Annotated in this window: 11 protein-coding genes and 4 pseudogenes; 14 read left to right on the forward strand and 1 reads right to left on the reverse strand. The window is 44.7% G+C overall.

Annotated features, from left to right (window positions below; genetic code table 11):
- From JCM10519_RS17555 to JCM10519_RS17595, 11 genes and pseudogenes are all read left to right on the forward strand, one after another.
- Window positions 1-236, forward strand: a pseudogene (locus JCM10519_RS17555) (ABC transporter permease); the annotation flags it as partial.
- Window positions 229-1,147 (forward strand): annotated as a pseudogene (locus JCM10519_RS17560) (ABC transporter permease). The pseudogenes JCM10519_RS17555 and JCM10519_RS17560, both read left to right, overlap by 8 nt.
- 86 nt (window positions 1,148-1,233) lie before the next feature.
- Complete coding sequence (locus JCM10519_RS31350; RefSeq protein ID WP_347844621.1) at window positions 1,234-1,383, forward strand: hypothetical protein; 150 nt, start codon at window positions 1,234-1,236, stop codon at window positions 1,381-1,383.
- Window positions 1,384-1,387: 4 nt separating this feature from the next.
- The gene (locus JCM10519_RS17565) at window positions 1,388-1,954 is read left to right on the forward strand and encodes a Crp/Fnr family transcriptional regulator (RefSeq protein ID WP_347844622.1); all 567 of its coding nucleotides are present in this window, start codon (window positions 1,388-1,390) and stop codon (window positions 1,952-1,954) included.
- A 17-nt stretch (window positions 1,955-1,971) separates the two neighbouring features.
- Window positions 1,972-2,747, forward strand: a pseudogene (gene udp / locus JCM10519_RS17570) (uridine phosphorylase).
- Between the two features lie 16 nt (window positions 2,748-2,763).
- Window positions 2,764-3,471: a purine-nucleoside phosphorylase gene (deoD, locus tag JCM10519_RS17575; RefSeq protein ID WP_054740777.1), complete on the forward strand. Its 708-nt coding sequence runs from the start codon at window positions 2,764-2,766 to the stop codon at window positions 3,469-3,471.
- A 71-nt stretch (window positions 3,472-3,542) separates the two neighbouring features.
- Window positions 3,543-3,993 (forward strand): annotated as a pseudogene (locus JCM10519_RS17580) (cytidine deaminase).
- 282 nt (window positions 3,994-4,275) lie between these two features.
- Complete coding sequence (locus JCM10519_RS17585; RefSeq protein ID WP_054740779.1) at window positions 4,276-5,526, forward strand: extracellular solute-binding protein; 1,251 nt, start codon at window positions 4,276-4,278, stop codon at window positions 5,524-5,526.
- Between the two features lie 26 nt (window positions 5,527-5,552).
- Window positions 5,553-5,855: a hypothetical protein gene (locus JCM10519_RS31355; protein ID WP_347844623.1), complete on the forward strand. Its 303-nt coding sequence runs from the start codon at window positions 5,553-5,555 to the stop codon at window positions 5,853-5,855.
- 28 nt (window positions 5,856-5,883) lie between these two features.
- Complete coding sequence (locus JCM10519_RS31360) at window positions 5,884-6,441, forward strand: sugar ABC transporter permease (RefSeq protein WP_347844675.1); 558 nt, start codon at window positions 5,884-5,886, stop codon at window positions 6,439-6,441.
- Window positions 6,438-9,044, forward strand: coding sequence for an alpha amylase N-terminal ig-like domain-containing protein (locus tag JCM10519_RS17595; protein WP_347844624.1), 2,607 nt, complete (start codon window positions 6,438-6,440; stop codon window positions 9,042-9,044). Before JCM10519_RS31360 ends, JCM10519_RS17595 begins: the two co-directional genes overlap by 4 nt.
- A gap of 53 nt (window positions 9,045-9,097) precedes the next feature.
- On the opposite strand, the gene JCM10519_RS17600 is transcribed toward JCM10519_RS17595, so the two are convergent.
- Window positions 9,098-10,123, reverse strand: a complete 1,026-nt coding sequence (locus JCM10519_RS17600; RefSeq protein WP_054740781.1) for a substrate-binding domain-containing protein — start codon at window positions 10,121-10,123, stop codon at window positions 9,098-9,100.
- A 183-nt stretch (window positions 10,124-10,306) separates the two neighbouring features.
- On the opposite strand from JCM10519_RS17600, the gene JCM10519_RS17605 reads away from it, so the two are divergent.
- The 3 genes from JCM10519_RS17605 (at window position 10,307) to JCM10519_RS31365 (ending at window position 12,789) form a co-directional block, all read left to right on the forward strand.
- Complete coding sequence (locus tag JCM10519_RS17605) at window positions 10,307-10,747, forward strand: alpha-amylase family glycosyl hydrolase (protein WP_054740783.1); 441 nt, start codon at window positions 10,307-10,309, stop codon at window positions 10,745-10,747.
- Complete coding sequence (locus JCM10519_RS17610) at window positions 10,692-12,293, forward strand: alpha-amylase family glycosyl hydrolase (RefSeq protein WP_347844625.1); 1,602 nt, start codon at window positions 10,692-10,694, stop codon at window positions 12,291-12,293. Before JCM10519_RS17605 ends, JCM10519_RS17610 begins: the two co-directional genes overlap by 56 nt.
- Before the next feature lie 271 nt (window positions 12,294-12,564).
- Entirely contained in the window at window positions 12,565-12,789 is a 225-nt protein-coding gene (locus JCM10519_RS31365; RefSeq protein ID WP_347844626.1) for a hypothetical protein, read from the forward strand.
- Window positions 12,790-12,818: the final 29 nt, after the last annotated feature.

The following is a 12,818-nucleotide window of genomic DNA, read 5'->3' on the forward strand; positions in this document are numbered from 1 at the left end:
TTTTAACGGATTATCCGTTTGTCTCATCGCGGCAAGTTCGCCAATCGGCTGTATTTTTGCGGGACTGCTGTTTGGAGGTCTGATTTATGGCGGCCAATCCCTGCAGTACGAGGTGGGAGCCCCGTCAGAAATCATCAATATCGTTATCGGTGTCATCGTATTTTTTTGTGGCGCTGACCCGTATCATTCCGCCGCTGGTGGACCGGTTTTCGAAGGGAGGTAAGAAACATGCTTAACAGTCTGATGCTATTTGCAGGCATTACACTTATGTATTCCACTCCTTTGGTATTTGCAGCATTAGGTGGAGTGGTGTCGGAACGGTCCGGCGTTACCAATATCGGTATTGAAGGAATGATGACCATCGGAGCGGTTACAGGGGCTACTGTGGGCTATTATTCAGGAAATGCCTGGGCAGGATTTTTTTGCGGCAGGTCTGGCAGGAGGCGTTATTGCACTTCTCCATGCCTTTGCGTCAATTACATGTAAGGCGGACCAGACGATTTCCGGCATTGCCATTAATTTGATCGGCCCCGGTGTGGCTCTGTTTGTCTGCCGCCTGCTTTTTGACGGTGCTACCATGTCACTGCCGGTGCCTCATAAGATTCCAAAAGTATTTGGAAGTTTAAACTCAAAGGCGTTTCAGAATTTAAATGTGGATGTGACGGTTGTCATCGCATTTGTACTGGCTGTTTTTATCTGGTTCTTTCTTTATAAAACAAAGTGGGGACTTCATATCCGGGCAGTCGGAGAGCATCCGGCAGCAGCAGATACCATGGGACTTAACGTTTATAAAATCAGGTATATCTGTGTGCTGGTTTCCGGCATTTTAGCCGGACTGGGCGGGGCGTCCATGACTCTGGCTATTATCCCTCAGTTTACGCCCACTGCCATCAGCGGTCAGGGATTTATTGCACTGGCGGCTGTAATTTTTGGAAAATGGACTCCTCACGGGGCTTATGGCGCCTGTCTGTTATTCGGAGCAGCCCAGGCCCTTACCGTTACTCTGGGAGGGGGAAGATTCGCAGTTCCTTCGTCCATTCTGGCAATGCTTCCGTATCTCATTACAATCGTGATCCTGATCCTGTTTGTGGGGAAATCCTCTGCGCCGAAAGCCAGCGGGCAGCCATACGAAAAGGATGCAAGATAAGAGTTTTGAGACAAGTAATGATTCCCGGCGGATCATAAATATGATATGATGAAATCAAAGAGAAAGAAACGAAAAGGAGCAAGACCGTGAACGATGCTATGTCTTTAATCAATGAACTTCACAGTGAGCCGCGGGAATACTTAAATAATTATCTGGCCAATGCGCCTAAATGGCTCCTGGAAGCCTTTAAAATAGTAAACTTAAAAAAAGGGCACCACCTTTATTCACGAAAATGAAACCGTGGATACCATATATATTCTGGTGGAAGGTGTCGTAAAGGCTACGGATTACCGGGTTCAGGAAATTGCCTACGACTATACCAGATTCTATCCGGTGGAGGTGTTTGGAGCCATGGAATTTCTCATGGGCTTTGACTTATACCGGACCACTCTGGTGACAGAAACGGACTGCCGGTTCCTCTGTGTATCCAAGGATCAGTTCAGCCGCTGGATGCTTTCGGATATCCATGCGGTTTTAGAACAGGTAAAGGCCATGGGTGTCTATCTTTTAGAGCAGGTCAGGAAGGAACGTCTGTTTTTATTTTTACAGGGAAGCGACAGGCTGTTCCTGCTCTTTATGGAGATTTACCGGAAATCATCCCACCGGGGGACCTGCCGCATACAGCTTGCAAGAAAAGATCTTTCAAACAGCACCGGTCTTTGCATAAAGACCGTGAACCGGTGCGTCAGCCAGATGGAGGAGAAAGGGTATATTTCCAGGGAAGGAAGGACCATTATTATCAATGAAGAGCAGTACCGGCGGATTAAGGCCGTGGTTGCAGAAAAAATTGATGAAAATGAGATATAGAGAAGGGTGGATTAAGTATGACAAATTATTCAGAAACAGAAGGAAAACAGTATCACATCCAGGTTGGGAAAGGGGACGTGGGCAAGTATGTCATTCTGCCTGGAGACCCCAAGCGCTGTGCTCTTATTGCAAAGTATTTTGAAAATCCCAGACTGATCGCGGACAGCCGGGAGTACGTGACCTATACCGGTACGTTAGACGGTAAGTCAGTCAGCGTTACATCTACGGGGATCGGCGGTCCTTCGGCTGCTATTGCCCTGGAGGAACTGGTGATGTCCGGTGCAGACACCTTCATCCGCGTCGGTACTTGCGGCGGAATGGATGTGGAGGTAAAAAGCGGGGATTTAGTCATTGCGAACGGAGCTATCCGCATGGAAGGAACCAGCCGGGAGTACGCGCCATTGAGTTTCCGGCAGTCCCGGATTTTGAAGTGACAGGCGCCCTGGCGGCTGCGGCAAAGGCCCTGGATAAGTCCTATCATGTAGGAGTTGTCCAGTGTAAGGATTCCTTTTATGGGCAGCATTCTCCGGAAACAAAGCCAGTGTCCCATGAACTGTTAAACAAATGGGAAGCCTGGATGAAGCTGGGCTGCAAGGCTTCGGAGATGGAGTCGGCGGCTCTGTTTGTTGCAGCCAGTGCGCTTAAGGTGAGGGTCGGTTCCATATTCCTTGTATTAGCGAACCAGGAACGGGCAAGACTTGGTCTTGAAAATCCGATTGTCCATGATACGGATGGGGCCATACGAACAGCAGTAGAAGCCATTCGTCTAATGATGCGGCAGGATGAATCATAAAAGAGGAGGAGATAAAATGGAGATGACACCAACTCCCCATAATGGGGCAAAAAAAGGAGAAATAGCAAAAACAGTTTTGATGCCGGGGGATCCCTTACGGGCAAAGTATATTGCGGAAACGTATCTGGAAAATCCGGTCCAGGTAACGTCGGTCCGGAACATGCTTGGATTTACCGGAACCTATAAGGGGAAGGAAATTTCCGTTATGGGAGGCGGAATGGGAATGCCGTCCATGGGAATTTATTCCTATGAGCTGTACCATTTTTATGATGTGGACCAGATTATCCGCATCGGTTCCGCAGGTTCCCTGCAGGATAAGGTAGAGCTTATGGATGTGGTGATCGCCATGGGGGCCTGTACGGATTCCAATTATGCTTACCAGTATGGACTTCCGGGTACATTCGCGCCTATTGCCGATTATGAGCTCCTGGCCAGAGCGGCAGAAGCGGCCGGAAAGCAGGGAAGGAAAGTGGTTGTGGGCAATGTGCTTTCCAGTGACATTTTCTATAATGCTGACAGCGGGGTTAATGACAAGTGGCGCAATATGGGAGTTCTGGCTGTTGAGATGGAAACAGCAGCTTTATATATGAATGCGGCTGCGGCCGGTAAAAAGGCTCTCTGCATGCTGACGATTTCCGATCTTGTTTTTGGAGAGGAAAAACTGAGCGCAGAGGAGCGGCAGCTTGGATTTGGAAAAATGATAGAAATCGCCCTGGAATTGTAGATTGCAGAAAAACACGGCTCCGATTTTGAGAGAGAGTGGTGGCCAGGAGGTTGGAAATGGAAGAAAAAACAATGAAAAGTGCTGGGCAGAGCGAGGCTTTGGCCGAGACAGAGCTTCCTGTAAAGGAAATGATTGATCAGGCATTTGAAGCTATGGGAAAAGCGTATACTCCATATTCGGGATTTAAGGTGGGAGCGGCGCTTCTATCAGCTGACGGCACTTTGTATCAAGGCTGCAACATCGAAAATGCAGCCTATACTCCCAGTAACTGTGCGGAACGAACGGCATTTTTTTAAGGCAGTCAGCCAAGGCGAAAAGGAATTTAGAGCAATCTGCATCGTTGGAGGAAAAGAGGGGATCCCTACAGGGCTTACAGCGCCCTGCGGAGTCTGCCGTCAGGTAATGATGGAGTTTTGCGACCCGGAAACATTTCGAATTATATTAGCATCCGGTAGAGAAGAGTATAAGATATTTTATTTAAAGGAGCTGCTGCCCATGGGATTCGGACCGAAAAATCTATAAGATTACCGCATTTATGGGATTGCAAAGGATCCGGATAAGAGTTGTTTTTTTATCGTTGAATCATTAAAATTTAGAGCCGAAGCCTTTTTTTGTTTAAAGGATTCGGCTCTTTTTTTTGCATCCGGAAGAAGTTTATAAGGAAAACGTTTTCTTAGTTTTACCAGGGGAGATACACCGTATTTCTTGAATTTATCAGCAGTATATGATAAAAATTACCCAAGGCATCTATTTGGTGAAAATATGGAAATAAAAAAAGTTTATTTAAGGAATGGAGGAGGTTGTATGAAAAGAAAAATCGCAGTGGTCCTTTGTATGGTAATGGTTTCAACCTTGTTTGCCGGCTGTGGACCGGTAAAAGAAGCAGGTTCTGACAGCAGCATTGATTATGGAAATTCTTCGGATAAAGAGGAAATCAGCATCTGGCATGATGGCAATGTGGCAATTATGAACGTGATTGAGGAACAAGTAAATGAATCTCTTAGCGACGATGGTATTACCGTAAAATTTGAAAAAAGGAGCGGGCTGACAGATCAGATAAAATTATATGGGAACGATGAGAAATCCGGCCCGGATCTTTATATGTATGCACATGATTCTCTGGGAATGTTTGTAGAGATGGGCGTGCTCTCGCCGATTTCAGATTTAGTTGATGAAAGCGTGTATGAGGATATGCTTCCAATGACAATAGAGGCAGGAAAATATAAGGAGGAACAATATTTGCTGCCGGTTTATTTTGAAACATTGCTGTTTATGTATAACAAAGATCTGTGGGAAGGAGAGGTGCCTTCTACAACTGAAGATTTATATGCCTATATGCTGGAACATACCGATACTGCAGCCGGTACCTATGCGCTTGTAAACCAGCATTCAACGGCATATAATGTAGCTCCCTTTATCAATGGATTTGGTGGATATATTATTGATAAAGATGCAAATCCAGGACTGAATAATGAAAAAACCATGGAAGGAATCCAATATAATAAGAAGTTCGCCAAGCTTCAGGCAGATGGGGATTATAACACGGTAACAACGTTGTTCAACGAAGGAAAGGCAGCAGCGATTATTAGCGGGCCATGGCTGGTATCCGGCATCAGGGATGCAGGGATAGAACTGGGGATCAAGTCCCTGTCAGACTTCACATTGCCAAATGGAAAGAAACTGGCACCGTATTCTGGTGTTCAGGGAGTCGGTGTCTTAAAACATGCGGCTGCAGAGAAAAAGGATGCCGTAGGCAAGGTGCTTACAGCTTTGGCAGATCCGAAGGTGGGAGCTGCAATTGCAGAAAAGGCAAGCTGTACACCAGCAAACCAAAAATCTTATGAAACAGAGACTGTTGCTAAGGATGAAATGATTGCGGCCATGAAGCGAACAGCAGATACAGCAGAGCCGATGCCCAACATTCCGGAGATGAGTGTCATGTGGGGGCCGGCAGAAGCCTTGCTGGCAGCGGTAAACAAATCGGATAAAGATTTGGATTCTTCTGCAGGGCAGTATCAGAAAGAAGCGGAAGCAGCAATTGCGGATATGAAGTAATATATGGGGAGAGGGGAACACACAGGATGAAGAGTAAACATAAATTTCTTCCATGGCTGTACATCCTGCCAGGGTCGATTTTAGTCGGGGTGATTGTGATTTTCCCGATCCTGTATACAGGATACATATCGCTGACGAACATGAATATGTACCATTGGGATAACTACCATCTGATCGGGCTGGAGAATTTCAGAAGGGCTTTGCTGAAGGTGGATTATGGGTTCTTAAGCGCACTTATGACAACGATTATCTGGACTATTTTGAATATGGTGATACAGGTTGGCGTGGCTTTTTTTCATTGCACTTGGGTTAAATGCCAAAGGGCTTAAACTTGCAAGAGTTTATAAAACCCTGCTGATGTTTCCGTGGGCAATGCCTGCATATGTTTCCATATTATTATGGCGGGTGGGGATGTTCAATACGGAATTTGGTTTTTTAAATAAGATATTGGTGGCAATGGGAGTTGGGAAAATAAATTTCCTGTCGGGCAATATCCTGGCTTTTATTTCCTGTATGGTATTGAATCTCTGGATGGCGCTTCCGTTTATGATCATGATGATGGACGGGGCGCTGCAGAGTGTAGACAGGAGCTATTATGAGAGTGCAAAGCTTGATGGAGCTGGATTCTGGAAGCAAAACCGGTATATTACGGTTCCGGCAATAAAACCAATGCTGGTTCCAGCGATTATCATGACAACATTTACAACATTTAAACAATTTGATATTGTATACCTGCTGACGATGCAGAAGGGGGCTTTGTCAGGATCCACCTTGCAGACGATTATTACTTACGTACATCAAAATGCTTTTGTATCAAATAATTATGGACTTTCCTCGGCAGTTTCCATAGTTGTTTTCGGCTTTATTATTATCTTTTCATTATTTATGAACCGGGGAATTAAGGAGGAGCCATGAGAATAAGGAAAATAAGACGTGCGGTGGGACTTACTGCCCTGAATGTTCTGTTTACCGTTATCTGCATTGTTGCATTGATTCCGATTCTGTATGCGTTTTCCCTGTCTTTGAGCAATGGGAACGCCGCGCTTGGTTCCGGGCTTTCGTTTTGGCCCAAAGAGGCGATGTTTAGAAACTATTCAGCCATTTTACTGGAAGAACCATTTGTGTTATGGATCAAAAACTCTGCCATTTTAAGCGGCGGGACAATGGTTGTTGCCATGGGGACCGCCATCACTGCTGCTTATGCATTTTCCAGATATCGTTTTAAGGGAAGAAATGGAGTATTGAAGATGTTCCTGATACTAAATGCATTTCCCCAGATATTGTCCATGTTTGCCATATTCCGTCTGTTCAAAACCTTTCATCTGTTAAATTCTTATGTGGGGCTGATTATTGTGTATGCGGGCAGCATGTGTATCTTCGGCATCTGGAATATGAAAGGATATTTTGACAGCATACCGGTGGAAATTGAAGAAGCAGCACGGATCGATGGAGCAGGTGCGGGCCAGATATTGCTTAAGGTGGTGCTTCCCCTTGCAAGACCTGCGATCATTGTAACGGCAGTGATGGTGTTGATTTTTGTATGGAATGAATATTTATTCTCCACTACATTTATGATGAATCAAAGCAACTATACACTGGCAGTGGGACTGTACCAGCTGCAGTCTAATGATTACAGTACAAGCTGGCCGCTGTTTTCGGCGGCAGCGATACTGGTTTCGATTCCGCTTCTGATTGTATTTTTTTTGCATTCAAAAGTATATGATATCGGGACTGACGGCAGGAGGTGTGAAAGGATGATTTGTACAGAAGAAAAAATAGACCGTGGGGCAGTGTTACATATCCCCTTATCTCAGTATGCGTTTGCAGAGTCGGAACACAGTCTGATCATACGTATCAGGGCAAAAAAGAAGGATTTATCCAAGTGCCTTTTATACTATGCAGACCGTGTCTGCAGGAAGTCCCCCATTGAATTTCAAGAGATTCCAATGCAGGTTTGTGCAGAAGATGAGTATTTTGAATACTTCGAAGCAAAAGTAGAATCTTCTTATAATCGGATCTGTTATTATTTTAAGCTGGTGAAAGGGCAGGAGTGGATTTACTATTATGCAGACCGATTTACACAAAGTCTGCCGGAGTTTTATGTGGATGGAAAGCTTGTGGATGGAAGAAGCGAATATTATCAGTATCCGTTTATTTTAAGGGAAGAAATACCGGATGTTCCAAACTGGTTTAAGACAGCGGTGGTTTATAATATTTTCCCGGACAGCTTTGCAAGTGGGAAAAGGTTCCTGTGTAAGGAAAAGAAGATACAGTATCTGGAGGATGGAAGGGTATGCCGTGGGAGGCTTGGAGGAACCATCAAAGGGATCACCGAAAATCTTGATTATATACAGAAAATGGGATTTACATGTATTTACCTGAATCCGATTTTTGTGGGAGGGGAATACCATAAATACGATGTGATGGATTATTATCATATCGATCCCTGTATGGGAACGGAAGAAGAGTTCAGGGAGCTTGTGAAAGAACTCCATGGGAGGGGAATGAAAATCGTCATTGATGGGGTATTCAACCACTGCAGCTGGGATTTTTTTGCATTTGAAGATGTGATTGCAAAGGGAAAAAACTCCCGTTACTGCAAATGGTTTTACAACCTGGAATTTCCGGTAAAGAAGCCGGAAACTCCCGATACAATACCAGAATACACCTGTTTTGCCTACGAAAGGAAAATGCCGAAACTTAATACGGGAGAGCAGACTGTGCAGATGTATTTTGCAGACGTAGGTGTCTACTGGATAAAAGAATACCATGTGGACGGCTGGCGTTTGGATGTGGCAAATGAGATTGACCGGAATTTCTGGAGGCAATTCCGGTCTGCGGTAAAAAAAGAAAACCCAGAGGCAGTATTGATCGGCGAAGTATGGGAAAATGCTGAAACCTGGCTACGGGGGGATGCATTTGATTCGGTCATGAATTACGACTTCCGCCGGATTTGCAGGGAATACCTTACATCAGATGCCCCTAATGCAATGGCTGCTGCTTATCAATTTGAACAGATGCGGCTCAGATACCCCAACAATATTGTAAATGGACAGCTGAATCTTTTGGACAGTCATGATGTGCCGCGCTTTTTGTCCCTGTGCCGGGGAGATACGGACAGATGGAAACAGGCATGTATTCTGTTAATGCTGATGCCGGGAGTGCCCAGCCTGTTTTATGGGGATGAGCAGGGAATGATGGGGGTAACAGAGTCAGAATACCGGCAGGCAATGATCTGGGAGGAAAAGGAAAATTTCTGCGGATTCATAGAAAAGCTGATTCGGCTTCGAAAGGATTACATTGATATATCAACGGATTACCGGCCACTGTGGCACATGATTGGGGAAGGATTATTTGCATTTTGCAGGAAGAATAAGGAAAAGGAAATCATGGTTATTATAAATGCCGGGCCCGAAAAAGAAATACCAGAGTTTGGGAATGGGAAGGTGCTGATGGAAAAAGGATACGGACAGGGAATTTTGAAAGAAAATGGATACCTGATCTGTCGGACGCAATAAGAGGTTTTAAGTCCCTGGTGCTGCTGGAAGCAAGGAAGCAGTCCCAGGGCATTTTAAAGTGTTTTCTGATTTCGCGTGGAAGAACGGACAATCAACGATGGGAGTATGGCAAAAGACTGAATCTGCAATGCGGGGTTCTTGATTTTCTTTAATAATATGGAAGCAGCATACCGTCCCATTTCATGTACATCAATGTCTACCACTGTCAGCGGAGGGTCAATCAATTGGGATAATGGGTAATCATCAAAGGTAATTACCCCAATATCCTCAGGAATTGACAGTCCGCGTTTTTTTATGGCACTGACAGCCCCCATGGCAATCTGATTGTATTCGCAGATTACCGCATCAGGAAGATGATCCCCCCGGAGAATTTCCTCCATCATGGCGAAGCCGCTTGCTTTGCTGTAGGTTCCATATTTGATAAAAGAGTCAGGTACCGAAAAGCCGTTGATATTCATGGAAGAAACAAAGGCTTTCAGGCGGTGTCTGGATATCTCATCAGCAGCCGGGCCGCCGATAAAGGCAATCTTTGAGTAGCCGCAGTTATTTAAGTGTTTAGTTGCCATCTCCCCGGAGACATGGTTGTTGATGTCAATCCAGCAGGTGGTGTTGGAAAAAGGGGGTCTGCCGATGATTACGTGGGGGAAGCCGGTATTGGTAAGCAAGGAGGCAAGAGGACGTGATGTAGTGGAACCATGGATCAAAAGTCCATCGGCTGCTTTTCTGCCAATAATCTCTTCCACTTCTTTGTAAGCAGTTTCTTTATTCGGGGAACCGATAAAACTGAAATTGTATTTCTTTTCCCTGATTTTGCTCTGTGCACCACAGAGAATTTCAAACATATGGGGGTTATGGTAAGGGGTATGGGCTTCTGTGACGGCAAGAAAAATAATGTTTTCAGATCTTTTTCTTGCAAAATTGCTGGCCTGTGCATTGGGACGGTAATTTAGCTGCTCCATAACCTGAAGAACATGCTGCCTTGTAGTTTCTGATATGGAAGGCCTGTTATTGATTACTTTTGACACAGTTGCAATCGAGACACCTGCCTCATTTGCGACATCTTTAATTGTGATAGACATACAACTCACCACTTTCTTCTTTTTAAGCTTTATGCCACTTATGGTATAACGTTTACCTAAAAAAATCAAGCAAATTGTATAAAAAAAAGTTTGTTTTACATAGATATATTGTTATAATTACGATATAAATATCGGTATTTAGTAATTTTTATAAAATAAAAATTTGGAAAAAGGAATGAATGTATGAAATTGCAAAGAGTGTTAAAAAGAATATGTGCTGCTGCGCTGTGTGCAGTTATTTCCTTATCGGTAATCCCTCCGGTAACTGCCTCGGCGGCGGACAGCCTGCGGGGAGAATCTATTTATCAAATTATGGTAGACCGCTTTTATGACGGAGATGCATCAAATAATGCAACCGGAGAGGCCTTTCGTTATACTGAGAACTCACAGGATGATTTCAGGTATATGCATGGCGGTGACTGGCAGGGAATTATTGATAAGATCTCCTATATCAAGGATATGGGGTATACCGCTATCTGGATTTCTCCGGTAACGGATCCTCAGCTATGGAGTGTCCCTGATTCCAATGGCAAGCAATGGCCCACTGCATATCATGGGTATAATATGTATGATCCTAACCGGGCAAACCGGTATTTCGGAGCGGAAGACCCAGAAAAAAAGTAAGGAAAAGCTAAAAGAATTGGTAGATGTTTGCCATGAGAATGGTATTAAAGTCATTTTTGACATTGTTCCTAACCACGTAGGCGACTATTTGCAGGGAACGGGAAGCAGTGCGCATTATATTACGAATACAGGACTTAAACCAGGTTCACAGGTACAGCCGGTTGCACCATTTAATAATGTCCAGTGGTATCATAATAATGGCGATATTAATTGGGATCTGGAACATCCACATACCCCTTCAAGTACCCAGATGCTGGAAGATCACGACCTTGGGGGTTTAGATGACATCGATTTTGACAATGCAGAGGCAAAGGCAGCAGTATTTGATTCCATAAAGAACTGGTTTACCTATACAGGTGCAGATGCAGCCAGAGTCGATGCGGCAAAGTGTATGAAGCCATCGGACATCCACGAACTGCAGGAGTATCTGAGTGTGGCAACCTTTGGAGAGAACTTTGATATGCATGTCAATTTCGTGAAGGACTGGGTTGGTGCCAATGCGGAAACAGGCATGCTTGATTTTCCGCTCTTTCAGGCCATTGTGAATGATTTCGCCTATGGAAAGAATTTTAACAATACTTCAGAGATATCGATTCAGGCGATTTTTGATCAGGATGAATTGTATGGTTCCCATTTAAATGACATGGTGACATTCATCGATAATCATGACAGGAACCGGTTTCTGACAGAGGCTGGAGGAAATAAGGATAAGCTTCATAATGCATTGACCTTCCTGTTCACAGCACGGGGAGTCCCGGTTGTATTCCAGGGTACAGAGCAGAACCGGGGGAATGCAAATGGCCAGGTGATCAGTGGGATTGCAGATACCTGGAACCGTTGGTCTATGGTAACAAAGGCTGGGAACGGGAATGTGCTTCATGAGTATTTTAACACCTCGACCGATACTTATCAGTTAATAGCGAAATTGAATGGTTTAAGGAGCCAGTACAGGGCGTTGGCAGATGGAACACAGAGAGAAATGTGGACGTCGATGCACACGTATGCTTTTTCCAGGCGGGTAGATTCCGGTGAGGACAAAGGACAGGAACTGATATGCGCATTCCACAATGCGGAAGGGACAGAAAGCACAACCATGTCCCTGCGGGCAGAAAGCAGTATCCCGTCAGGTACCACACTGGTAAATGTGATGAATCCAAATGATAAGATTACGGTAACGCAAGACCGAAAGATTACAATTTCACTTACCGGAAATAATTCCAAGATTTATAAGGCAGATGAAAATGCACAGAGGCTGGTTCCGGTTACATTTACAGTGAATCATGCAACAACAAATTGGGGAGAGAACATCTATATTGCCGGAAACTGTGCAGAACTTGGAAATTGGAACCCGGCTGCAGGAGCAGGCCCGGCAGCCTGCCCGAATTATCCTTCATGGATCCTTACGGTCAACCTTATGCCAGGAACGGCCATAGAGTTTAAGGCAATCAAGAAAGATGGGTCAGGAAATGTGACCTGGCAGGGGGGAAACAATCGTACCTATACCGTTCCTCAGACGGGTACAGGTCAGGTAACCTTTGATTGGTAAATGAATCGATTGCTAAAAGCAGCACCTCATCTTAACAGGACGAGGGCGCTGCTTTTGGTGCAGCGGAGATAACTGCCGCAACGCCTGTTTTAAGAACCGGAAGGTAAGAGGTCTGCTGCAAAGTATTTTGACAATCTTAGGCTGATCGAAAACAGCGGGCAGCAGATGTGGTTCAATAAAAGGGAATGTTGTCATAAATTGTATATTGCTGGCCAGGCCACTTTGTGGTACCATTAAATCATTCTAAATAAGGAAAAAGAGGATGTTTTAAGTGATAAGAGAACGGCTGTTTAAGTGGTGTAAAACCGCAGGGATGTTTATAACCACTGTCATCATGCTTTTGATTCCCTGCGTATCTTATATTCTGTTTGAATATGTGACCGGCAATTTGCTGACAATCCCCATATCCATGGCTGTTTTAAATATAAGCTGGATCTATCTGCTGTATCTTGCAGCTTTTGCAGTCAGCGGAAGCACCAGAATAGGATCCCGCTGACTGCAGTTTTTCTGTATATTGTTTCTGTT

The organism is Clostridium sp. NkU-1 (assembly GCA_001312405.1).

Bases quoted from the DNA above. Each gene is read 5' to 3' on its own strand.
- JCM10519_RS17610 (WP_347844625.1), top strand. From the start codon at position 10,692: ATGATCCTAACCGGGCAAACCGGTATTTCGGAGCGGAAGACCCAGAAA.
- JCM10519_RS31360 (WP_347844675.1), top strand. From the start codon at position 5,884: ATGTTTCCGTGGGCAATGCCTGCATATGTTTCCATATTATTATGGCGG.
- deoD (WP_054740777.1), top strand. From the start codon at position 2,764: ATGGAGATGACACCAACTCCCCATAATGGGGCAAAAAAAGGAGAAATA.
- JCM10519_RS31355 (WP_347844623.1), top strand. From the start codon at position 5,553: ATGAAGAGTAAACATAAATTTCTTCCATGGCTGTACATCCTGCCAGGG.
- JCM10519_RS17600 (WP_054740781.1), bottom strand. From the start codon at position 10,123: ATGTCTATCACAATTAAAGATGTCGCAAATGAGGCAGGTGTCTCGATT.
- JCM10519_RS17595 (WP_347844624.1), top strand. From the start codon at position 6,438: ATGAGAATAAGGAAAATAAGACGTGCGGTGGGACTTACTGCCCTGAAT.
- JCM10519_RS17605 (WP_054740783.1), top strand. From the start codon at position 10,307: ATGAAATTGCAAAGAGTGTTAAAAAGAATATGTGCTGCTGCGCTGTGT.
- JCM10519_RS17585 (WP_054740779.1), top strand. From the start codon at position 4,276: ATGAAAAGAAAAATCGCAGTGGTCCTTTGTATGGTAATGGTTTCAACC.